Origin of the sequence: Stieleria marina (genome assembly GCA_007741555.1) — a bacterium.
Classification (GTDB): Bacteria; Planctomycetota; Planctomycetia; order Pirellulales; family Pirellulaceae; genus K23-9.
The window spans coordinates 7813046-7835388 of record CP036526.1; the positions used below are offsets into that span (position 1 = coordinate 7813046).

Below are 22343 nucleotides of genomic sequence, written 5' to 3' on the forward strand. Positions count from 1 at the left end.
TGCATTGCTGAGAGAGCACATGATTACGCGTGAAGCCACGGTTCTGTTGACGCCTGAGTCGGAAGACTTGCGTTTCCTGCCCGAGGGTCCCTACCGCAATCCAAATGGGTTGCTTTCGTGGGTGTCGATTCAACACGGCAAAGATTCCGTCGTCGGCGCTGTCAACTTGCTGGACCTCGACACCGGTAAAAACACAACGTGTCATCATCCAGGCCGTCCCGGATTTGCGTTTCCAACTGACCGCGAAGGAGTCTTTGTCGTCGGTGCAGAACATTCGCTTTGGCTCTTTGACACCAAATCAGGCGAAAGCAAAGCGTTTGTCGATGGTGTCGACGCCGGAGTTGACGGAACCGTGATCAACGACGGACTTTGCTACGACGGACACTTGATCTTTGGCTGCAAGGACTTCGCCTTCGAGGACCACAAAGGCGGTTTGTATCTGCTGCGTCGAGGCGAAACCGAACTGGTGCAATTGGACAACACACAGCTTTGTAGCAACGGAAAATTCATCGTCGCCGATGGCGATAAGCGAACACTTTTCGACATCGACACACCGACGCAGAAGATTACGGCTTGCGAAATCGATTTTGCGGCTGGCAATCGAGGCGAACAACGGACGATTGTCGACCTGACCGATGGCGAGGTTTACCCAGACGGCATGATCGCAACACCGGACGAAAAAAGCCTGATCGTCGCGATCTTCAATCCGCACGATGCGACGGTCGGTGAAGCCCGCCAGTACGGGATCGCCAGCGGTGAACTGGAGGCTGTCTGGCACACACCCGGCTCTCCTCGCGTGACTTGCCCACAGCTGATCGAGCACGACGGCAAAATCAAATTGGTTTTGACGACGGCGGACGAAGGCATGGACAGTGACCTCCGCGCTAAAAACCCCAACGCTGGTTGCTTGTTTGTTGGCGAGACCGATTTCACCTCGCTCAATGACAATCCAGTGTGGCCCGTGCCAGCGGAAATTTCCTAATGCCCGAAATTCCTATCAGCAGCGACCAACCGGCCGATGTGCCGACGTTTCGATGCATCGTCTATGTTTGGAAAACCGATTCCGGCACAGCTGCGCGAGTGATGAATCTAGACGGCATCGAATGCACGGCGGCAAGCGAGCGCGACGCGTTGAGCAAGATTGTTCCTGCATTTAAAAAGCGTCTCGGAGAACTGGTTCAAAGCGGCGAAGAAATCCAGTGGACCAAACCTCCGCCGCTCGCAGACGGACAGCAAAAACGATTCATCCCGGTGCATCTCTAGTCACCAGGTGTGCACTGCGACAGACGCTATCGAACAACTCGGCCCGATGCCTGTCCTGCTGCCAGCGCGTCGACTTCGGATCGACTGGCGTAGTTAAAATCGCCCGGGACACTGTGAGCCAAGCACGACGACGCGACAGCAAAGTTCAGTGCGTCTGCCGGCGAAACGTAGTCGTCGCACGTCAACGCAAAGATCAATCCTGCGGCAAACGAATCTCCGCCACCGACGCGATCGACGATGTTGCGGATTTCATAAGGCTCATATCGCCCGCTGTTCTGCGGGGCAAATTCCGCTTCGTCGCTGCCTGCGTCGTACAGCATGGCGCCCCACCGATTGTGGGAGGCGGACAAACTTTCGCGTAGCGTCGTCGCGACCATTTGCACGTTGGGAAACTCAGCCACGATCTTTCGAGCGACGTCGGGATAGCGGTCAACATCCAACTGTCCGCCATGAACGTCGCTTTGCCCGGCGCGAATCCCCAAAACATCGCCACAGTCTTCTTCGTTGGCGATTAGCACGTCGACGAAGGGCAGGATATTTCGCATCACGCGCCCCGCTAGTTCACGATTGGTCGCTGATTCATCCCACTGCCAAAGCTTGTTTCTGAAATTCAAATCGCACGAAACCGTCAGACCAGCATCCTTGGCCGCTGTGACCGAATCAACTGTGGCCTGCGTTGCAGCGGCCGAAAGCGCCGGTGTGATCCCGGTCACGTGAAACCATGTTGCTCCAGCGAAAATCCCTTGCCAGTCGTAGGCGGCTGGATCGGTCAAACTGATAGCCGAGTGATCGCGGTCGTAGATCACACGACTAGGACGTTGGTTTGCACCTGTTTCCAAAAAGTACAAGCCCAATCGCCCGTATTCAGTACGAATGATGTGGCTGGCCATGCCGGTGGCCTGGAGCGACGCGATGCACGCATCGGTCAGTTCGTTGTTCGGTAGCGCTGTCACAAACGAAGACTCACCGCCAAGCATCGCAATCGATGCCGCCACGTTGGCTTCGGCGCCCGCGAAAGAAACGTTCAACGTTCCGGGCAACCCCTGACGCAAACGCGTGAACCCAGGAGGAGTCAGCCGTCCCATGATTTCGCCAAACGTGACAATTCGATTCATTGTTTTGTGTTCCTCAAGTTCGGTGGTGACGCGTCAGCAAAAGGCACGCTCACGGCATCCGTGATGATGCCGCGGATTCCACTGGCCACGCCACAGATCGATACCGCTAAATTGTTTCCTGGGTTTCTTCTCGGAGTCGATCAACCTCGCGGCGTGCTTCTTTGGCATTGGCGGCAATCGATTCCCATTGCTGTTCCGCGATCAGTTGCCGTGTTGCGATCCAAGATCCGCCTACCGCCGGCACGATGGGTGATCGCAGGTAGTCGACCATGTTCGCTGCATTGATTCCACCCAGCGGCACGTACTGCAATCCCAGGTGATTGTACGGCGCAGAAATACTACCTAGATACTTCATGCCGCCGCTGGCCTGCGCAGGAAAAATTTTCAGTTCGCGGCATCCAAGCTCAACGGCCGCTTCGATTTCCGAAGGCGTCAAAATCCCAGGCGCAAAAGGCAGCCCCTGGTCCTGTGCACTCTTGACGACCCCTGGACTGAACCCCGGAGCAACACCAAAAGCAGCCCCCGCATCGGCGACGACTTTGATCTGATCAGCCCGCAAGATCGTTCCGACTCCCGCCATCATCTCGGGCACTTCGGAGCGAATTCGTCGGAGAGATTCGATCGCGGCATCGGTTCGCAGGGTCAGCTCCATCACGTCGATGCCACCGGCCAACAGTGACTTGGCGAGCGAAACTGCATGGGCAGCATCATCGATGACCAGGACGGCGATCACGCCGCAGGACCGAATTCGTTGGAGCGTATCGTTTGGAAATAGTGAGTTCATGCTACATTCATTGGATCAAGATTCTGCGACCACAGAGAAAATACCATGATTCGATATTCATCGCTGATCCCCAGTTCATCGACCGTGCGATATTCATCGCTGGCGGGCACACTCGCCATCGTTTTCTGTTCACTGCCTGGCTTTGGCTGGGCCCAAGAAGCGGACAAGGATCGACCGCAAATTATTGTGACAGGCGCCGCTCTGAAAATTCATGCTGCCAGCCCGGTCGTCGATGGACACAACGACTTGCCTTGGGAAATTCGCAAAACGGATGGCCGATTCAAACAATTCGATATCGCCAAATCTCAACCACAGTTCCACACCGACATTCAGCGTCTGAGAACTGGCGGAGTTGGAGCCCAGTTTTGGTCCGTTTACGTTCCGGTATCGACCACCCGTCAAGGCAGCGCGTTGTCGACCACGCTGGAACAAATCGCGTTGGTCAAAGAAATGTGCGATCGATATCCCGACACTTTTGAATTGGCCCTCAATGCGGCGGACGTTGACCGAATTCGCGAAGAAGGAAAAATCGCTTCGATGATTGGAGTCGAAGGCGGGCATAGCATCGAAAATTCGCTCAGCGTCTTGCAACAACTTTACAAGCAGGGTGCACGCTACATGACGCTGACCCACAGCGAGTCACTGGACTGGGCTGATTCATGTACGGGCGAGCCAAAGAACGGCGGACTGTCGGAATTTGGCGAAGAAGTCGTCCGAGAGATGAACAAACTGGGGATGCTGGTCGACATTTCTCACGTCTCGGCTGACTGCATGCGTCACGTGTTACGTGTGACCGATTCGCCCGTGATATTTTCGCATTCATCGGCTTTCGCGATCGCCAATCATCCTCGCAACGTGCCGGATGACGTTCTAAAACTGACGCAGAAAAACGGGGGTGTCGTGATGATCAATTTCTTCAATGACTTTATCAATCCCTACGATGCGATGCGGTCGACCGAACGGATCGCAGTCAAGAACGGGCTGCGAGCCAAGTTCCCGGACGACGAAGAAAAATCCGATGCGGAGCTCAAAAAATGGGAACTCGGAAATCCGCGAAGCGATCGCTGCACGGTACACGATGTCTTGGATCACATTGACCATGTCGTCAAAGTCGCCGGCATTCAGAGTGTCGGCCTAGGAAGTGACTTCGATGGCATCCCTGCCGTCCCCAAACAGCTTGAGGACGTTGCCAGCTACCCGGTCATCACTCAAGGAATGCTGGACCGCGGCTACAGTGAATCAGACATCAAGAAGGTGCTCGGCGAAAACGTCATGCGAGTTTTCCGAGCGGCAACCAAGTAGCGATCTGGCGACGAATGCGTCCGCCGTTTTACCCTTCGCAGCTCGCTTGGATTGCATCAACAACTTATTTTCGCGAGGGCAAAGTATGCCGCAGGCGAGTGGTCTGATGGTTTGTAAAACGACTTGCGCATCGCATGGTGGAACGGGAGATCGTCGCCTAACGCAACCAACCACGTAGCACGGCGAGGTCTTTTTTGATCGCAGCCAAGTGAGCCGGCACCAAATCGGGATCGCGGTGGTCGAGATACTCTTCGTGAAGTGAAATCGGCCCGGCGTAACCGGTCTTGGCGAGCATCTTGAAAAACGATTTGTCGACATAGCCTTCGCCTAAAGGCACGTTGGTGACCTTCTTGTTTTGGATGGCAAAATCTTTGACATACACCATCCCCAAGTTGGGCTGAATCGCACGAAAAGCGACCGGCCAAGTGGACGTGCCCTCAGCGGTGGCGTGGCGAATGTCAAAGGCAACGCCCAGATCGGTAGGCTCGATGTCCCCCATGACTTCGCGGAGATCCCAGATCGAGGCCCCAAGATATTTGGTGCCAGCGTGGTTTTGATACAAACCTTGCACGCCATATTCGTGGTTCATCGCGGCGAGCTGTTTCAGTTTGGGCCGCCACTCTTGCCATTGCTCCTCAAGGGACAGATCAAAATCGTAATGGAAGTATTTCATTCGATAACGCTGGATGCCTAACGTACCAAGCGTCCGTAAGAACTTTTGCGTCAAAGGGTCGTCTGGATCATTGATATCGGACGTCGCCAACGTGATCTCAAGATTTCGTTTCTGCAGGGCGTCGACCAGCTTTGGTAATTCATCCGCGATCGCCTGAGTTTCGATGTGGCCGCCTTTGCGAATCGGAGCTTCGATTCCGTCAAAACCTAACTCAGCGATCTTGTCGGCCAATTCGTCAAACGAAAGTGAATTGAACGGTTTGGTGAACACGCAAATTTTGTTCTTCGACGATGCATCTTCCGCCGTCGCCTGTTGCGGGCGGAGCAGGGTACTGGCCATCGCCGAAGCAGCGGTGGCGGCAAGAAATCGGCGGCGGCCAAGTGTGAACTGGTTCGATGGCACGTTCAGGCTCCCAGGGAAAGGTAGGCAAAAAGATCTTGAATTTGTTTGTCGGTCATGTCTTTGATGACATCGTCGGGCATCAGGGACGTTTTCAGTGCCCTAAGCTGTTCGATGCCTTCGCGGCTTATCACCATTGTTTGATTGTCCGCGTTACGCAATGTGACGGTCTTTGGATCTTGAGCGGCGATCATACCGGTCAGCGCACGACCGTCTTCGGTCAGCAACAGGTACGACTGAAAACCTTCGCGTATTTCTAAACTCGGTTCGACGATTCCGTTCAACCAAAAATCCACTTTGCCGCGTTCATATCCGTCCAGCGGCGGACCAACTTTTTTTCCTTCTCCGAAAAGCTGATGGCAAATCCCACAGCGTTTGGCAAACAGCACTCGCCCTGCGGCGACGTCGCCCGGTTCGGCAGCGACCACTGATTTCAGACGTTTCATCTCGGCAATCTTATCGGGCGAAGCGACTTGAAGCGCCTTTCCAAATACCTTTTCGACGCCAGCGACAATTTCCGGGTCGTCATAGCTGCGAACCTGCTGAATCACATCCGGCGGAATTTGTTCCCGCTTGATGCGCCACTCGGACAGTTCATCCAGCAATACCTTTGCCCACTGAGGTCGACTGGCCAGGGTCCGACACGCCGTCGCGCGCAGCCCATGTTCGGCAGAAATCTTGCTGCCCATCGCAGACACCAATGACCGGGGGATCGAATCGTTGTCGTACTGTCCTAAGGAACGAATCGCGACTCGCTGCAAGGCAGGCTCGCTGGTCCGACTACCAGTCGCCAAGCCCAACAGCGACTTGATCGCATCGGGTCGATTGACTTCGCCAAAAACACTGGCGAGCTCCAGTCGCAGTCCTAAATCAGCCGAGGGATTGGTGATGGCTGCGATTGCCTGTTTGATCGCTTTTTCGTCTCCCTGACGCAGCCCTAGCACCAAATTCGATTCACCCATTTCCGCTTGGTACTTCGATAGTTCGGTGGTCAATACATCGGGCAGTTTTGGAATCGCCCTTCCTTGAAAAGCACGGTTGAGCCCCGTGATCAGTTCTGCTTTGGATTGGTCATCGGGTGCTAGTTCCATCAATCGGGCGGCTTGCTGCAAATCAGCTTCGGTTCCGCTAGCTGCGTAACGCTGCATTAACCGAGCGATGATGTGACGCTGGACCATGGGCTGTCTCCAAAACACCGGATCGGAGAAAAGATCGGCAACGTGCTGGTACGACTCTGCATGCGCCTCCAATGCCCACCAATTCATCAGCGGCAAATGCGGATCGTCCGCTTGGTCGTCGCCTGCATTTTCGTCGCGACTGAAAAGCCCCGGCAGAATCCCGAACGCATCGTCGGCGTTCATTCGTTTTGCCGACGCCGCGAGCTGACTTCGAACCTGCAGGTCGGTTTCGTTTCTGGCCAGCGCAGCCAACTGCGGGTGACTTTCGTGGCGATCACCTAACAACCGTACAATCCAGCGGCGGATGTCTGCGTCGGGATGGCGGATCCACTTGCCAGCCCGATCGACTGACAATTCTCCGATTAGATTTAGCGCCCAAAGTGATTCCAAGGACGCGTCGTTGGTAATGCGATCATCCAATTGCTGGACGATTGTCTTGTCGCCTCGTGCTTGGTCGCTCTTTTCGCCCCGCCAGCCAAGCTCCAGTACCGCTCGCTGTCGCACCCATTTATTCGGATGATCAAACAGAGCAATCAGCTGGTTGCTGGACAACTGATGCAAATCGCCTTGGTCGTACGCGGGATTGGAACCACTTGGCATCACGCGATAGACGCGACCGCTTTCTTTGTGCCAGTCGTCGATAGGGCTAACGTGACTGAGCCGCGTGTCGTACCAGTCGGCGATGTAGACCGCGCCGTCAGGACCAACGCCGGCGTAGACGGGACGAAACCATCGATCAGGGCTCTCCAACAAATTCGCGTTGTCTTCGGTGCGATACGTGGATCCGTCTGCGATTCGCCGGCTGTCCCAAACCAAGTTGTGCATCGCATTGGGCGCGATGATGTTGCCATTGAACTCATCGGACAACAGTCCACCTTCATAAATGCAAAACGCTTGGGGAAAACGTCGCCCATCGCCTTTGAATTTCATCGGCGAAAAGTAACCGAAGGCGTAGGGATTGGTTAGCGGTCCGTGTTTGCCCCAATTCTTGGCACTGTAGCTTCCTTGCGGAAAGTACCAACCGCGCGTGTTGCCGCCATTGGTTCCTGTGAAAACGCGGCCTTTCGAATCGATGTCCAAACTGAAAGTGTTGCCACCGCCTTCGGCATAGATTTCAAACACTTTCGTCGTGGGGTGATAGCGCCAAACACACTGTCCTTGGAATCGAACTCCCTTGGTCACAGCCGAACTTACATCGCCGACCGTTGTGCTGCCATTGCATCCGTACAGCCAACCGTCCGGACCGAACATCATGCTATTGGCTACTGAATGGGTATCCTGCAATCCGAACCCGGACAGATGAACTTCGGGATCACCATCGGGAACATCGTCTCGGTCCGCGTCAGGATAAAAAAGCAGATACGGTGGATTCAGAACCCAGATGCCACCGCGGCCAACCGCAACGCTACTGGCGATGTTCAGACCTGTGATGACGTCTTTTTGGGTGTCGTATCGTCCGTCGCCATCGGTGTCGCTGTGCACGGTGATCTTGTCCAACCCCGGCGTGCCATGTGGCGGCGGATCGGGGACCCGATCAAAGACGGCTCGAAGATGTTGGTCGTAACGAACGACTTTCAGTCCAGCGGGAAATTGGTACTGCTTGTAGTGCACGACCCACATTCGGCCACGAGAATCCCAGGACAGAAACAGCGGCTGCGAAACATGGGGCTCGCTGGCAACCAATTCGATCTCCAACCCTTCACGCACGTCGAATTCACTTACTGCCTGGGAGGCCGCCGTCGGGTCGGATTCGTCGGCCATGACTCCGCGACCCCCGTAGGTCTTCATGATCTCGGCGACCTTTTCGTTGCCCGCACGCGTCAGATCTAGTTTTGTCAGGTCTTGCGACAACGATCGTCCCGCGACGAAAGAAACCACTGCGAGACAAAGGGCAAAGCGAAGCATTCAAAAATCCACGGAGATAGAGGAACTGCGACAAATTGTAGCTAGGCAAAATCTCCAGCGCGCAGCGACAACGATGTGAACTGCAAACCAGCGAGCTCCGACTAAGCTAATTGCCGGTTGTTGCCGATGGACTAAATGGGAACGCTGCGGCTAACCGCTTGGATCTCCCGGGCATGATTTTTATGCCACTTGTCGGGATGAAATTAGCGCCGCATTGAGATATCCTATGCCCGTCCGGTTCGGGATAATCCTGTCCTACAACCGATGAATGGACATTTTTTAACATTTCCGGAGTCACTCGTTAATGCAATTGGTAACCGTCGCGATGGTGTTGGCCAACACGATATTGGCTGAAAGCATAGCGGCGCGAGGCATTGCGATCGCGATCACCGGAATGGCGATTGTTGCTTTTGCTCTTTTGCTGATCATCGCGTTTATTTCGGCCTTACCGAAACTTCTGGCGATTGTCGAACGCTTCGTTCCCGAGAGCGAAGACCCGCATGTTCGGACTGCCAATTCGCAGTCGCATCCTGAAAGCCAGGTGGCCGACGACGATGCGGTATTGGCCGCGATCGGTTTTGTTCTGCACTCACGTCTGCAAAACAAAGATTGACTCGCTAACGAAATGAATTTTCCCGCTCGCCGCAACTCCGCCGCTATCGAATTTACCCATGGGTACTTGCCCATGCAGGCGCAAAGACTGGAACGACCCTGATGGAAATCCTGCTGGAATTTATCAAGACGACCGGATTCTTTTCGATTTCGTTCGGCAACGCCATCATGATTCTGATCGGAATCGTGTTTATCTTTTTGGCGATCACCAAAGACTATGAACCATTGCTGCTGGTCCCCATTGGGATGGGAGCGATCGTTGGCAATATTCCTGTGATCGAAGGCATGGGACTCAGTGTTTACGACGCGCATCATTGGATCACCGACGAAAACGGTGCCATCCAGTACATTCCCGGCAGCGTGCTGAGCTACATCTATTTTGGGGTCAGCCAAGGCCTCTATCCGCCGCTGATTTTTTTGGGCATCGGCGCGATGACCGACTTTTCCACGATGCTGTCCAACCCCAAGCTGATCTTGCTGGGCGCGGCCGCTCAAGTCGGCGTCTTTGCAACGTTTCTGGGGGCGCTGTTCCTTGACTTCAACTTCAACGAGGCCGGAGCGATCGGCATCATTGGAGGCGCGGATGGGCCAACGGCAATTTTCCTGTCATCAAAACTTGCACCGCATTTGCTCGGCGCGATCGCGATTGCGGCTTACAGCTACATGGCACTGGTTCCCGTCATCCAGCCCCCGATCATGAAACTGCTGACGTCACGCGAAGAACGTCGGATCAAGATGAAACCGCCGCGCAAGGTGTCCAAACGGGAGAAGATGATCTTTCCCGTTGCGGCGTTCCTGATCTGCGCCATGATCGCACCGGGTGCCATCGTCCTGCTGGGCATGCTGTTCTTTGGCAACCTGCTAAAAGAGAGCTTGGTTACAGAGCGATTGGCTAATACCGCGAGAACAGCCTTCGTCGATATCGTCACGATCCTGCTGGGATTCTCCGTGGGCGCGAGCACCCAAGCGAGTCAGTTTTTGCAGAAAGAGTCACTGTTGATTTTTGGATTGGGCGCTTTGTCGTTTGCGGTGGCGACCGCGGGCGGTGTGTTGTTTGCCAAGTTCATGAATCTGTTTTTGACAGACAAAATCAACCCACTGGTGGGAGCCGCCGGAGTTTCAGCGGTGCCCGATTCAGCACGCGTAGTGCAAATGGTCGGGCAACAAGAAGACCCGAATAACTTTTTGCTAATGCACGCCATGGCCCCAAATGTGGCGGGAGTGATTGGCAGCGCGATCGCCGCTGGTGTGCTGTGGGCCGAACTGGCGCGATAAATCTAGATGAGTGTGGTGGGATTTCGCCCACCGGTTTCGACAAGGGATAACACTGTGGCAAAGAAAACCGTCAAGTTCATGTGCACCGCGTTCCGCGACGGATTTCAGTCCGTTTTCGGCGCCCGTGTTTTCACCAAAGATTTCCTGCCGGCCGTCGAAGCGGCGCGTGATGCGGGCATCAATTGGTTCGAAGCAGGCGGCGGTGCCCGCTTTCAATCGTTGTATTTTTATTGCAACGAAGATGCGTTTGACATGATGGACGCGTTCCGTGAAACGGCCGGTCCCGACGCAAACCTGCAAACCCTTGCTCGTGGTGTGAACGTCGTCGGCCTGGACTCTCAGTCCAGCGACATCGTCAAACTGCATGCCGATCTGTTCAAAAAACACGGCATGACAACGATTCGCAACTTCGACGCGCTCAACGACGTCAACAACTTGGTCTACAGCGGCAAGTGCATCACCGATGCTGGCTTGAAACACCAAGTCTGCGTGACGCTGATGGAACTACCTCCGGGCTGTAGCGGCGCACACGATGCGGCGTTTTACGAATCAACGCTGCAACAAATCCTTGACGCCGACATTCCCTTCGATGCGGTCTGTTTCAAGGACGCATCAGGCACCGCCGCTCCGGCCAAAGTCTACGACACGATCAAGGCCGCACGAAAAATGCTGCCCTCCGATGCGTTCATCCATTTTCACACCCACGAAACCGCGGGTGTCAGCGTGCTGGCAAATAAGGCCGCAATCGATGCGGGCGCCGACGCGATCGATCTGTCGATGGCACCGTGTAGTGGTGGAACCTGCCAACCAGATGTTTTGGTGATGTGGCATGCACTCCGGGGCACCGAGTACGAATTGGATGTCGACGTCGAGAAAGTGCGCGAGGCAGAAGAAGTCTTCAAGGACTGCATGAGCGATTACTTCTTGCCGCCCGAAGCGACCGCAGTGGAACCGTTGATTCCTTGGAGCCCGATGCCCGGTGGAGCTCTGACGGCGAACACGCAGATGCTTCGCGACAACAACATCATGGAGAAGTATCCCGAAATCATCATGGCGATGAGCGACGTGGTCCGAAAAGGCGGCTACGGCACATCCGTCACGCCGGTTTCGCAATTCTATTTTCAACAAGCGTTTAACAACGTGATGTTCGGCCCATGGAAAAAGATCGCTGAACCCTACGGCAAGATGGTGCTGGGCTACTTTGGAAAGACTCCCGTTCAGCCTGACGCCGAGATCATCCAACTGGCCAAAGACCAACTGGGGCTGGAGCCAACCACCAGACCTGTGCTGGAAATAAACGACGCAGATCCAACCAAGGGCATCGCGCCTGCGAAAAAGGCTCTGAAAGAGGCCGGGCTACCCGTCACTGACGAAAACATTTTCATCGCTGCAGCCTGCAAAGAAAAAGGCATTCGATTCCTGAAGGGTGAAGCGGTCACCGGAGTTCGCAAAAAAGACCCCAAGGCGGATTCGGCACCTGCGGCGACCGCTGCAGCAGGTGGAACCGCGAAGTACAACGTCACCGTGAACAACAAAGAGTTTTTCATGGCGGTGGAAGACGACGTTGTCACGGTCGACGGCAAGGTCTATCGCGTCGGCATCAAACCCAGCAGTGGTGACGCCCCGTCTGCCACACCGGCCAGTTCGTCAGGACAAACGACCGACGTCGTCGCACAAATGCCCGGCGCCGTCTACAAACAGATTTTGCACCCAGGTGACACGGTCCACGAAGGCGATGCGATCTTGATCCTTGAAGCGATGAAAATGGAAATGGAAGTGCCGTCTCCCGTTGATGGCATCGTCGACAAAGTCAACGTCGGTGTCGGAGCACAAGTCGCGACGGGCGACGTTTTGGCCACGATACGCGTCTAGTCGCTCATGCTGGGTTGATGACTGCGAATTGACGCCAGCAACACGCGGTTTGCCTGCAATTGGAGGTTGCTGTGCAAAGTGCGAAGCCAGTAAATCTGGCTTTATCGCGAAACTGCTGCCTTTTGGGCGTGTTGTAATGAGCAGGGAAACGCGCTTCCCTTTCCGGCACACGCTCATCAAAGGACAGTCCATTGTCAATTTCCAGAACGCGCATAACGCGACTCTCTCTGATGCTGATGAGTGCGTTTTGCATCGCGACGACGCCTGCCTATTCGCAAGCAACTCGCACTCAGCGCGGTGGTGGCGAACTGTCAATCAAACCAGGATCAACTCTGCCGACGGTCAAGGTATTTGATGAAGCCGGCGATGCTTTCTCAACCGCATCGCTCCGCGGCAGCTATTCCGTCGTGGTATTTGGATGCCTTACCTGACCGCCTTTTCTTCGTAACGTTCCCAGTTTGGAAACGGTCTTTCAAGATTTTTCGACCAAAGGCGTCAAGTTTTTTTACGTCTACAAAGCACTCGCTCACCCCGAAAATAACGGCTATGTCGCGCCGTTCAATTTAGAAGAACGCTTGATGCACATTTCCGAAGCCAAGCGAACGCTGGGAACAAAAATTCCTTGGGTTTGCGACTCGATGGAAAACGATCTGAAACATGCTTTGGGTGACCGCCCCAACTCTGAATTTGTGATCGACCAGAACGGCAAAGTCATCATCGCCAGAAGCTGGAGCAACCCAACGCAACTGCGAAGCGATTTAGAAGACTTGGTCGGAAAAGTTGCCCAACCAACTCGTGTTGCTGATTTGGAAATGAAGAAACTGGCGCCGATCACCAAACCCGCGTCTGGCGTGGTTAAACGCTTGACGCTGCCAAGCCAGATGCAGCCGTTGAAAATGGAGACGATCACAACTCCCGGCGTCCCCCATTACGCAAAACTGCGCGTCGAATCATCGGGCCAACAGCTGTACCTTGGATTTTTCCTTGATCCGCTCTACAAGGTTCACTGGAACAACAAGGCCGCGCCACTGGAGTATTCGATCGAAGTGCCCGATGGCCTTACGATTTCGCCATCGTCGGGAAAGGCGTCCCCGGTCAAAGTCGATTCGGATTCCGATCCACGAGAGTTTCTGTTGGACGTGTCAGGCAATACGCAGGGCGTACTCAAAATCACGGTAAAGTACTTTGCTTGTGACGATGCAGAGACCTTTTGCAAGCCGGTCACCCAAACATACATCGTGACAGCCGAACGCGATCAGGATGGTGGCAGCCGACGAAGTGGCGGAGCAGGCCGCTCGCGAGGTGGCCGATCTCGAGCGGGCGCGAGGCGCGGATCGCCTGAGGGAACATCACGCAGCTCAGAGATGTTTGACCAACGAGATCGAAATGGCGACGGCGAACTATCGGCAAACGAAGTCCCGCCGCCCATGCGACAAATGCTGCCGCGTGCGGACAAAAACGGCAACGGCTCGCTGGACCGCAGTGAATTTACGCAGATGATGTCGCGGCGCAGGTAACGCGTCGACTACAGATCGTTGCTACGAAGTTCACGCAATTTGTCGGCCAGTTTCACTTTGAATTCTGCGACCAGATCCGCGTGTTCGGGATCGTCCGCCAAATTGGTGTACTGCTTTGGATCGTTCTTGCAATCGAACAACTCAATCCCCTTGGACGCGTCTTCGCGGTATTGAATGTAGGCCCACCGGTCTTCACGAAGCAAAAAGCCTTTTCGCATCGGCGCGACACTAAAAGCAGCATCACGAACTTGGAGCATCGAATCGTCTAGCAACGGCGAGATATCCTTGCCTTGCAAACGATCAGGCACTTCCAAACCGCACAGCTTAGCGGTCGTGGGGTACAAGTCGATCAGTTCAGTCAGGCTGTGGCAAACCGCGGGTTCTTTCCCCGGCACACTGATGATGAGCGGAACCGCGGCGGACTCGTCTCGCAACGAAACCTTGGCCCAAAAATCATGCTCGCCCAGGTGATAGCCGTGATCGCTTGTAAAGATCACGATCGTGTTGTCAGCCATGCCGGATTTTTTCAGCGCCGACATCACTTTTCCAACTTGTGCATCCATAAAGGCGACCGAAGCGTAGTAGCCGCCGACCGCTTTTCGCTGCCTACGAAGATCCATCTTCATGTTCACGCTGGTTTTGTAGTTGATGCCTGCTTTGGGAATATCATCCCAGTCGCCGGCAACTTTCCCGGGCAGCGACATTGATGAATAGGGTTTAAATGGCGGATAGTATTTTCGGGGCGCCACGAAGGGAACGTGCGGTCGCACAAAACCGACCCCCAACCAAAACGGTTGATCGCCATTTCTTTCGCGATGCGTCAAAATCAATTCCGAAACTTTCGCTGCGGTCATGCCATCAGAGTGAACTTCGTCGTCTCCGTCCGCTTCGACGACCACAAACGTGTTGCCACCGACAACTGGCCGCTTGCCATCCGGATTGCTTTCCAACGTCTCACCATCGCCAGGCGCTTTCCATTCAGGTCCGGGGCTATTGAAACGTTCCGTCCAAGAAAGAGCATCGTCGGCGCCGTTGTATTGATTGTGATCCCGACCGTCGCCGCCGATTTCAACGCCGCCAGGGACACCCATGTGAAAAATCTTGCTGACTCGCGCCGCGTAGTAGCCGTTGTCTTTGAAGTGCTGAGACCACATCGCGCGATCGCCAATCTGCGGACGGGGGTTCTTGTAGCCCAACGTTCCCGTGGCGTGCGGGTAGTAGCCCGACATAAACGATGCCCGCGACGGTCCACAGTAGGTTCCCTGGCAATACGCCCGCGTGAATCGCGTTCCCTTCGCAGCAATCGCGTCAATATTGGGTGTTTGGCAAACCGTGTTGCCGTAGCACGAAAGCGCCGTCGCGGTCAGGTCATCGGAGATGATGAACAAAACGTTACGTTGGCGGTCCACTTTGGCATCAGCCGCCAGCGCAGTTTGGGTTGAAACCCATGCCCCAACAAATAGCAAACAAACTAGCAATCGCGTGCGATACATCATGGAGATCTCGTTAACGGCTGACACGGACGAATTCGGGGCCATTCTAGCGTAGAGGATGCCCGAGTGATCCCACGAAAATTGCCGGTCGATGACCCGAAACGTCCCACTCCAACTCCCCGCGAACTATCCTAAGGTCCACTGCCGGGAAATGAAAAACTGCAAGGGGGAAACATGCGGTCGTTGGTTCTATTGATGTTCGCGATTACGCTTGGCTTGATCCAAGTCGCGAGTGCGCAAAGTGATGTCGCCGCCAAGCCTACCGAGGGTCTGCGCGACAACCGTCCACAGAAGTTCGCGTTGACCAATGCGCGGGTCGTTGTTCAGCCTGGTCAAGTGATCGCAAACGCGACCGTCCTAATTCAAGACACCGCGATCATCAAAGTCGCCGAACAGGCTTCGATTCCAGCTGGGTTTCTAACTATTGATTGCAGTGGTCAAACCATCTACCCCGGATTGATCGACGCGTACAGCGAGCTGGAGGTCCCACGTCCGAACGAGAACGAATCGGGCCATTGGAACAGCAACGTTACACCGCAACGAAGTGCTCATGTGGTGGTTGATGAAGCAAAGAAAGAATTTGAAAAAACTCGCTCACAGGGAATCACTGTTCGCGTCGTCGCCCCTGAGCATGGGATCATCAAAGGCAGCAGCTCCATTGTCCTGGCTGGCGATACCGACAGCGGGCGACTCTTGATGCGGAGCGCACCTTGGCAGCATGTTTCGCTAACCGTCCCCAAGAATCGGCCTCGAAGCAGTTATCCCAATTCACCCATGGGGGCAGTCGCGCTGCTCCGACAAACGCTCTACGATGCGACCTGGTACGGCGACGCATGGAGGGCTTATCGCGCGAACCCGATTCTGCCGCGTCCGGAGACCAATCTAGCCCTGGCCAGTCTTCAGAACACGATCACGAACCAAACTTTCATTGTCGATGCCCCCAACGAGCGCATGGCACTACGCGCTGATGCGATTGCAAAGGAATTTTCGCTCAGCATTGCACTTCGAGGGTCCGGCCGCGAGTACCGGGACCTGGACGCGATTGTTGCGGCTGGCCATCCGATTCTTTTGCCAGTTAAGTTCGCCGACAAACCCAAAGTCTCCGATGCAGCGGCGGCACGCAATGTTTCTCTGCAAGAACTGATGCACTGGGACTTGGCCCCCGAGAATCCCGGTCGGCTTGCAGCTCAAGGCGCAGTCATTTGTTTGACGACCGACGGACTAGAAAACGTCAAAGACTTCTTAAAGCAAGTTCGGCTTGCTGTCTCGCGTGGCTTGGATCCTGACACCGCATTGGCTGCGATGACGACGACCCCGGCCAAGCTGCTCACCATTGACGATTCGGTGGGACAAGTTCGCGCTGGCATGTTGGCAAACTTAGTCATCACCGATGGCGACTTGTTCGACAAAAAAACCAAGGTGCTTGAAACTTGGGTCGCAGGCAAACAATTTCGCATTTCACCGCCCAAACCTAAGTCCAGCGACAGCCTAATCGGTCGTTGGTTGCTTACCTTCGACGCAGGCGACAGCCAAGTCGAAGCACATCTCAACATCAGTCAAAAGGGCGAGAAACTTGCCGGACAGCTCGCCAAAATCCTGGCCACCGGGCAAGACGGTGACACGGAAGAAGTCGCCGAAAAGAACGACACGGACGAAGATGAAGATACCGACGACGCGGATGCCGTTGCCGAAAGCGACACCGACGCTGAAAAAGCGTCCGCAGAGAGTTCCAAGGCTAAATCAGCAGAATTGAAACAGATCGTTCGTCAGAAGGACCGACTCCAGGCGAGTGTTCGGCTCAGCGATCTAAGCGATGCATTTGAAAGCGGCATTTCGCAGCTTTCGATCATCAGCGTGGACGAAGGAGATGACGTCATGACGGCGTTCGGTTCGATCCGATTGCCTGACGGAGAAACACAGACGCTGAAAATTGCGTTCGTCGATCCAGAAGCAGATGACAAAACCGATTCGGAAAAAGACACAAAGAAGCCGGACGAAGACCCCGATGAAAGCTTGGCAAGCCACACGCCACTGTTGTACCCGCTGGGGGCTCATGGTCGATCCGAACCGATTGCCGCCGCCACGACCGTTTTATTTCGCAACGCGACGGTATGGACCTGCGGCGAAGAGGGGATTCTGGATTCGGCCGACGTTTTGATTCGTGACGGAAAGTTCGTCTCCGTTGGCCGGAAACTGGCTGTGCCCGACGGCTGCACCGTGATCAATGCCAACGGCAAGCATCTCACTCCAGGACTAATCGACTGCCATTCGCACATGGCGACCGACGGCGGCGTCAACGAATCGGGGCAAGCTGTCACAGCCGAAGTACGCATCGGCGATTTCATTGACCACACCGACATCACGATCTACCGGCAACTGGCGGGCGGTGTGACCACGTCCAACATTTTGCACGGATCCGCCAATCCGATCGGGGGACAGAACCAAGTCATCAAACTTCGCTGGGGGCAGGGGATGAATGATCTGCGAATGACTCAGGCTCCCGCCGGAATCAAGTTCGCTCTGGGCGAAAATGTCAAACGTAACCAGAGTCGCTACCCCAACACTCGGATGGGCGTGGAACAGTTGATGCGAGATCAGCTGCTTGCCGCTCGCGAGTATGACCGGGCAAAACGTGACTACCGCAATGGCAAACGTGATGGCCTGCCGCCACGCCGCGATTTACAACTCGACGCGATGTCAGAAGTCCAACGCGGCGAACGCTGGATTCATTGCCACAGTTATCGGCAAGATGAGATCGTCGCAACGCTGGATTTGCTGGAAGAGTTCGGCATTCGGATTGGAACACTGCAGCATATTTTGGAAGGCTACAAAGTGGCTGACCGCATGAAACGCCATGGTGCGATGGCGTCTTCGTTCTCGGACTGGTGGGCGTACAAGTTCGAGGTGTTCGACGCGATTCCGTACAACGGCGCATTAATGCATGACCAAGGAATCGTCGTTTCATTCAACAGCGACGACCGCGAGCTTGCTAGGCATTTGAATACCGAAGCGGCCAAGGCGATGAAGTACGGCGGCGTTTCGGCCCAGGAAGCTCTGAAATTTGTGACGCTCAACCCTGCAAAACAACTGCGAATCGATGAATTCGTTGGCTCGGTGGAACCAGGAAAGCATGCCGATCTGGTGATCTGGAGCGGGCCGCCAATGTCAACGACCACTCGCTGTGAACAAACATGGATCGACGGAAGGAAGCTCTTCGATTTGGAAAGTGATCGCCAAATGCGGGAGCGTGACGGGCGACTGCACGCAACCTTGGTTCAGAAAATCCTTGACGACAAAAGTCCCTCCAAATCGGACACAAAGTCCAAAGACGTGGATGAAGAAGACCGCTGGGCGCGACACGACGTGTACTGCACCGCCACCGGTCAAAACTACCACAACCACACACAATCGGAGCGACGTCAATGAGAACCACAATCTACAGTCAAGTGCGACTCGCTATTGCCGTCTGTGTCGTGATGACAGCTCCATCGCTGTCGGTCGCCCACGATCAAGTTCCCGGCAAACAGCAACAACGCCCGATCGTTATCAAGGGAGCGACCATTCACACGGTCGACGGTCCGACGATCGAAAATGGCAGTGTGTTATTTGAGCAAGGCAAAATCACCGCGGTCGGAAAAGCGGTCGTGGTACCAGCCAAAGCGATCGAGATCCAAGCCGGCGACATGCACGTCTACCCGGGATTGATCGAACCGATCACGGATCTTGGACTGCGAGAAATCAATGCCGTCGAGGAAACGTCCGATACGACCGAACGTGGCGAGCGCAATCCAAACGTCAAGTCTTGGGTGGCGGTGAATCCCGACAGTGAATTGATTCCAGTGGCGAGAGCCGGTGGCGTTTTGACGGCAATGACTGCGCCACGCGGCCGATTCCTACGCGGCCAGACAGCCGTCATCAATTTGGACGGATGGACGGTCGCCGACATGACACTGCTTTCGCCAGCGGGCTTGTACGTTGACTGGCGATGGATGGAACCGACTGATCAAGATGACAAGAAACGAATTGCCAAGCGAACTGAACGGCACGAGGAATTTAGTGCATTGATCGCCGAAGCCACGCGGTACGGTGAAGGTCGCCAAGCAAATCCGTCAGACACGCCAACCGACGTACGATTGGAAAGCTTGCTGGCCGTGATCGCGGGGAAGTATCCGCTGATTGCTCAAGCAAACGATCAAGCGACCATCGAATCAGCGATCGCATGGGCGCAAAGTCATCAGCTGAAGTTGATTATTTACGGTGGCTACGATGCTCCGCACTGCGCAGAACTATTGATCAACTACGACGTGCCAGTGATTGTCGGCAGCGTCTATCGTCTGCCGATGCGTCGAAATGATGCTTACGACACTGCCTATACGCTCCCGGCGCGACTACAGACTGCCGGCATTCGTTACTGCATCGGCGGCGCGGGAGCCGGTTCGCCTGGCGGCGCAGCGGCAGCACGGAACCTGCCCTATCACGCTGGCAACGCTGTCGCATACGGATTGTCACGCAATCAGGCCGTCCGCAGCATCACACTGTCGGCTGCCGAAATTCTGGGCGTTGCCGATCGGATCGGATCGATCACCGTCGGCAAGGACGCGACATTGGTGATTGCAGATGGCGACATCCTGGAGACTTCGACCAACATCGTCCAAGCATGGATTGGTGGCCGCGAAGTCGACTTAGGCAGTCGACACAAAACGCTGTACGAAAAATATCGCAAGAAGTATTCCCGCTAAGCATCGACGTCCCTTTGACCCACCGGGCGAACTCCCTGTGAGCCCCAGGCAAATCGTTCTCAAAGGCGTGAAGCGGCGTGATTTCTTGAATTTGCCGGATTCAGACTTGTGAACTCAATGGCGTCGAATTAGCGTCCGTGCACAACTTGATGCCAGTTACCTGACTGGCTGTACAGCATGCACACGGGATACATCATGAAATTCGACCGCTCTTTTTATAGGGCCGCCTTCATCGTCGGCATTGCCGTCGCGGCCACGATCACCGCCGGACAGGCCAGCGCACAGATCATCTACTCCAACGACTTTGATCATCACCAGTTCACCGGCACCTATCGCGAGCACCACTGGGAAGCGGACTGGAATGATCCACAGTGGGAAGACGGCATCAAAGAGAAACGAGTAAAAATCGTCGATGGCTACCAAGCCTACGGAGGATCCGGACGAAGCTTGGCAGTGAAGTACCCCAAAGGCAAATATGGAACCAAGAACACTGGCGCTCAGTGGATCATGGAACTGAACGATTCGTATGACGAAGTTTTGCTCAGCTACAGCGTGAAGTTCAAACGCGGGTTTGATTTTGTCAAAGGTGGCAAACTGCCGGGACTTGCTGGCGGCACGGCGCCGACTGGCAACGTCGCTGCTAATGGATACAACGGCTGGACGACACGCATGATGTGGCGCACCACTCATACCGGAAATCCCGGCAGCCCCAAACAGAAAACTTCGCCGGCCATTTCGTACGCAAAGTATCGCCGATCCGGTCCCGACAATGATGGCCGCATCGAAGACGAAACACCTTGGTTAGATCCCGACGGTGATTTGACGATGTTAAAATCAAACAAGTGGTACGACATCACCCAGCGCATCAAAATGAATGATGTCGGAACCAGCAACGGGGTTCTCCAAATTTGGCTAAACGATGTTTTGCTCGTCGACAAACAAGACGTCGAATATCGCAAGACGAATTCGATCGGAATCGACAAACTCTACTTCAGCACGTTCTTTGGTGGTGGCTACAGCTGGCGCACATCAAAATACGAGACCGCGTACTTTGACAATTTTGTTATCGTCGCCGTTGATTGAGCCACCCGGCCGAGCACGCTCCGCCTGCTGGCCTGCAGCGTAAAAACAAAAGATTCACGAGTATATTGCTCGCGAGTCTTACGACAGCGATCATCTAAATGTCGATCCAATTCGCGAATGCGTCTTGATCGACATTGCGACCGCTGATGACCAGAACCACGTCGCCTTCACCGGACAGATCCGTTTTGCCGGTCAGCGCGGCAGCGACTGCAATGGCGCCAGACGGTTCGGTTCGCAGACCGTGATGATCGTAAAGCCACTTCATGGCTTGGCGAGTTTCCATGTCCGCAGCACAAACGCTGTGCGAAACATATTGCTTCAAAATCGGCCAGTTGTATTCGCCTACGTCATACGACAGCAGACCATCGCAAATGCTTTCGGGACATTCCAACCGGACGCGCTCGCCAACGGCAAGTGACTGACCAAAGTCATCAGCCCCCGATGGTTCCACGCCGACAATTTTCGCAACGGGAAATTCGTTGCCAATCGCCAGTGCGTGCCCGGCCATCAATCCGCCGCCACTAATCTGACAAAGGAAATGCGAAAGGCTTCGTCGTTCGCTGCGCAACTGTTCAACAATTTCTAGCCCGCCGACACCGTTACCGGCAATCACGTGCGGATCGTTGTACGGAGACGCTTGCACGCCGTTTAGTTGCTCAGCGATCTCCTTTGTCATTTGTTCGCGGGCACCAGTCACATGATCGGTCGCTTTTTCGTAAGTGCGAACCTCAGCTCCAAAGCTGCGTGTCAGATCGAACTTCGTTTGCGGAGCATCATCAGGCATCACGATGATGACACGCTTGTTGTATGTCATCGCGGCGTAGGCGATGCCTGACGCAAAATTGCCCGACGAACTTGCAGCGACGGGTCGATCACCAATTGAACTGGCATGATGCGCCATCCAGCACAGCGCTCCCATCAATTTGAAGGATCGAACAGGTGTCCAGCCATAGTCTTTCAGCCACACGCGGCGACCATCGGCAAGCCCAAGTTCTTTTTCCAAAGCGTAGGAGCGAATCAGTGGAGCCGGAGAAAAATGCTGCCGGATGATGGGCTGTGCGGCGCGAACATCGTCAATCGTTGTGATTTTCAACATCATTGTCATTCAAACTACAAAAAAGAAGCAACCAATC

Annotated in this window: 17 protein-coding genes; 11 read left to right on the forward strand and 6 right to left on the reverse strand. The window is 54.8% G+C overall.

The window, feature by feature from the left end:
* Positions 1-19: 19 nt before the first annotated feature.
* Together K239x_RS27650 and K239x_RS27655 are read left to right on the forward strand one after the other, a co-directional pair.
* Positions 20-982, forward strand: coding sequence for an SMP-30/gluconolactonase/LRE family protein (locus K239x_RS27650; RefSeq protein WP_145421691.1), 963 nt, complete (start codon positions 20-22; stop codon positions 980-982).
* A complete protein-coding gene (locus tag K239x_RS27655) occupies positions 982-1263 on the forward strand; it encodes a hypothetical protein (RefSeq protein ID WP_145421694.1) in 282 nt (93 codons plus the stop codon). The genes K239x_RS27650 and K239x_RS27655 overlap by 1 nt, the downstream gene beginning before the upstream one ends.
* A gap of 26 nt (positions 1264-1289) precedes the next feature.
* Here the strand turns inward: K239x_RS27655 and K239x_RS27660 are convergent, their stop codons facing one another.
* Positions 1290-2378, reverse strand: a complete 1089-nt coding sequence (locus tag K239x_RS27660) for a sugar kinase (protein ID WP_145421697.1) — start codon at positions 2376-2378, stop codon at positions 1290-1292.
* Positions 2379-2484: 106 nt separating this feature from the next.
* The gene (locus K239x_RS27665) at positions 2485-3162 is read right to left on the reverse strand and encodes a bifunctional 4-hydroxy-2-oxoglutarate aldolase/2-dehydro-3-deoxy-phosphogluconate aldolase (RefSeq protein ID WP_145421700.1); all 678 of its coding nucleotides are present in this window, start codon (positions 3160-3162) and stop codon (positions 2485-2487) included.
* Between the two features lie 45 nt (positions 3163-3207).
* On the opposite strand from K239x_RS27665, the gene K239x_RS27670 reads away from it, so the two are divergent.
* Complete coding sequence (locus K239x_RS27670) at positions 3208-4464, forward strand: dipeptidase (protein ID WP_145421703.1); 1257 nt, start codon at positions 3208-3210, stop codon at positions 4462-4464.
* Positions 4465-4621: 157 nt separating this feature from the next.
* On the opposite strand, the gene K239x_RS27675 is transcribed toward K239x_RS27670, so the two are convergent.
* Together K239x_RS27675 and K239x_RS27680 are read right to left on the reverse strand one after the other, a co-directional pair.
* A complete protein-coding gene (locus tag K239x_RS27675) occupies positions 4622-5539 on the reverse strand; it encodes a sugar phosphate isomerase/epimerase family protein (RefSeq protein ID WP_145421706.1) in 918 nt (305 codons plus the stop codon).
* Positions 5540-5541: 2 nt separating this feature from the next.
* Positions 5542-8619 carry a DUF7133 domain-containing protein gene (locus K239x_RS27680; protein ID WP_145421709.1) on the reverse strand — a complete coding sequence of 1026 codons (3078 nt, stop codon included), beginning with the start codon at positions 8617-8619 and terminating at the stop codon, positions 5542-5544.
* 304 nt (positions 8620-8923) lie between these two features.
* Here K239x_RS27680 and K239x_RS27685 point away from each other — a divergent pair, with 304 nt between their 5' ends.
* From K239x_RS27685 to K239x_RS27705, 5 genes are all read left to right on the forward strand, one after another.
* Entirely contained in the window at positions 8924-9232 is a 309-nt protein-coding gene (locus tag K239x_RS27685; protein WP_145421712.1) for an OadG family protein, read from the forward strand.
* Positions 9233-9333: 101 nt separating this feature from the next.
* A complete protein-coding gene (locus K239x_RS27690; protein ID WP_419189468.1) occupies positions 9334-10506 on the forward strand; it encodes a sodium ion-translocating decarboxylase subunit beta in 1173 nt (390 codons plus the stop codon).
* Positions 10507-10560: 54 nt separating this feature from the next.
* Positions 10561-12378 carry a biotin/lipoyl-containing protein gene (locus tag K239x_RS27695; RefSeq protein ID WP_419189469.1) on the forward strand — a complete coding sequence of 606 codons (1818 nt, stop codon included), beginning with the start codon at positions 10561-10563 and terminating at the stop codon, positions 12376-12378.
* A 191-nt stretch (positions 12379-12569) separates the two neighbouring features.
* Positions 12570-12809, forward strand: coding sequence for a hypothetical protein (locus tag K239x_RS27700; RefSeq protein ID WP_145421721.1), 240 nt, complete (start codon positions 12570-12572; stop codon positions 12807-12809).
* 27 nt (positions 12810-12836) lie between these two features.
* Complete coding sequence (locus K239x_RS27705; protein ID WP_145421723.1) at positions 12837-13895, forward strand: EF-hand domain-containing protein; 1059 nt, start codon at positions 12837-12839, stop codon at positions 13893-13895.
* Between the two features lie 8 nt (positions 13896-13903).
* Here K239x_RS27705 and K239x_RS27710 read toward each other — a convergent pair whose 3' ends face one another.
* Positions 13904-15415 carry a sulfatase gene (locus tag K239x_RS27710; protein WP_473163555.1) on the reverse strand — a complete coding sequence of 504 codons (1512 nt, stop codon included), beginning with the start codon at positions 15413-15415 and terminating at the stop codon, positions 13904-13906.
* Between the two features lie 147 nt (positions 15416-15562).
* Here K239x_RS27710 and K239x_RS27715 point away from each other — a divergent pair, with 147 nt between their 5' ends.
* The 3 genes from K239x_RS27715 to K239x_RS27725 all read left to right on the forward strand — a co-directional run bounded on the left by K239x_RS27715 (position 15563) and on the right by K239x_RS27725 (position 21210).
* Positions 15563-18814, forward strand: coding sequence for an amidohydrolase family protein (locus tag K239x_RS27715; protein ID WP_145421729.1), 3252 nt, complete (start codon positions 15563-15565; stop codon positions 18812-18814).
* Positions 18811-20127 (forward strand): amidohydrolase family protein, encoded by a 1317-nt coding sequence (locus K239x_RS27720; protein ID WP_419189470.1) that lies wholly within the window; start codon positions 18811-18813, stop codon positions 20125-20127. Before K239x_RS27715 ends, K239x_RS27720 begins: the two co-directional genes overlap by 4 nt.
* 195 nt (positions 20128-20322) lie before the next feature.
* Positions 20323-21210 carry a polysaccharide lyase gene (locus K239x_RS27725; RefSeq protein ID WP_145421732.1) on the forward strand — a complete coding sequence of 296 codons (888 nt, stop codon included), beginning with the start codon at positions 20323-20325 and terminating at the stop codon, positions 21208-21210.
* A gap of 94 nt (positions 21211-21304) precedes the next feature.
* Here the strand turns inward: K239x_RS27725 and K239x_RS27730 are convergent, their stop codons facing one another.
* Positions 21305-22309, reverse strand: coding sequence for a threonine ammonia-lyase (locus tag K239x_RS27730; protein ID WP_145421735.1), 1005 nt, complete (start codon positions 22307-22309; stop codon positions 21305-21307).
* Between the last annotated feature and the right edge of the window lie 34 nt (positions 22310-22343).

Coding starts and splice junctions, on each gene's coding strand:
- K239x_RS27650 (WP_145421691.1), top strand. CDS start 20: ATGATTACGCGTGAAGCCACGGTTCTGTTGACGCCTGAGTCGGAAGAC.
- K239x_RS27655 (WP_145421694.1), top strand. CDS start 982: ATGCCCGAAATTCCTATCAGCAGCGACCAACCGGCCGATGTGCCGACG.
- K239x_RS27660 (WP_145421697.1), bottom strand. CDS start 2,378: ATGAATCGAATTGTCACGTTTGGCGAAATCATGGGACGGCTGACTCCT.
- K239x_RS27665 (WP_145421700.1), bottom strand. CDS start 3,162: ATGAACTCACTATTTCCAAACGATACGCTCCAACGAATTCGGTCCTGC.
- K239x_RS27670 (WP_145421703.1), top strand. CDS start 3,208: ATGATTCGATATTCATCGCTGATCCCCAGTTCATCGACCGTGCGATAT.
- K239x_RS27680 (WP_145421709.1), bottom strand. CDS start 8,619: ATGCTTCGCTTTGCCCTTTGTCTCGCAGTGGTTTCTTTCGTCGCGGGA.
- K239x_RS27685 (WP_145421712.1), top strand. CDS start 8,924: ATGCAATTGGTAACCGTCGCGATGGTGTTGGCCAACACGATATTGGCT.
- K239x_RS27690 (WP_419189468.1), top strand. CDS start 9,334: ATGGAAATCCTGCTGGAATTTATCAAGACGACCGGATTCTTTTCGATT.
- K239x_RS27715 (WP_145421729.1), top strand. CDS start 15,563: ATGCGGTCGTTGGTTCTATTGATGTTCGCGATTACGCTTGGCTTGATC.
- K239x_RS27720 (WP_419189470.1), top strand. CDS start 18,811: ATGAGAACCACAATCTACAGTCAAGTGCGACTCGCTATTGCCGTCTGT.
- K239x_RS27725 (WP_145421732.1), top strand. CDS start 20,323: ATGAAATTCGACCGCTCTTTTTATAGGGCCGCCTTCATCGTCGGCATT.
- K239x_RS27730 (WP_145421735.1), bottom strand. CDS start 22,309: ATGATGTTGAAAATCACAACGATTGACGATGTTCGCGCCGCACAGCCC.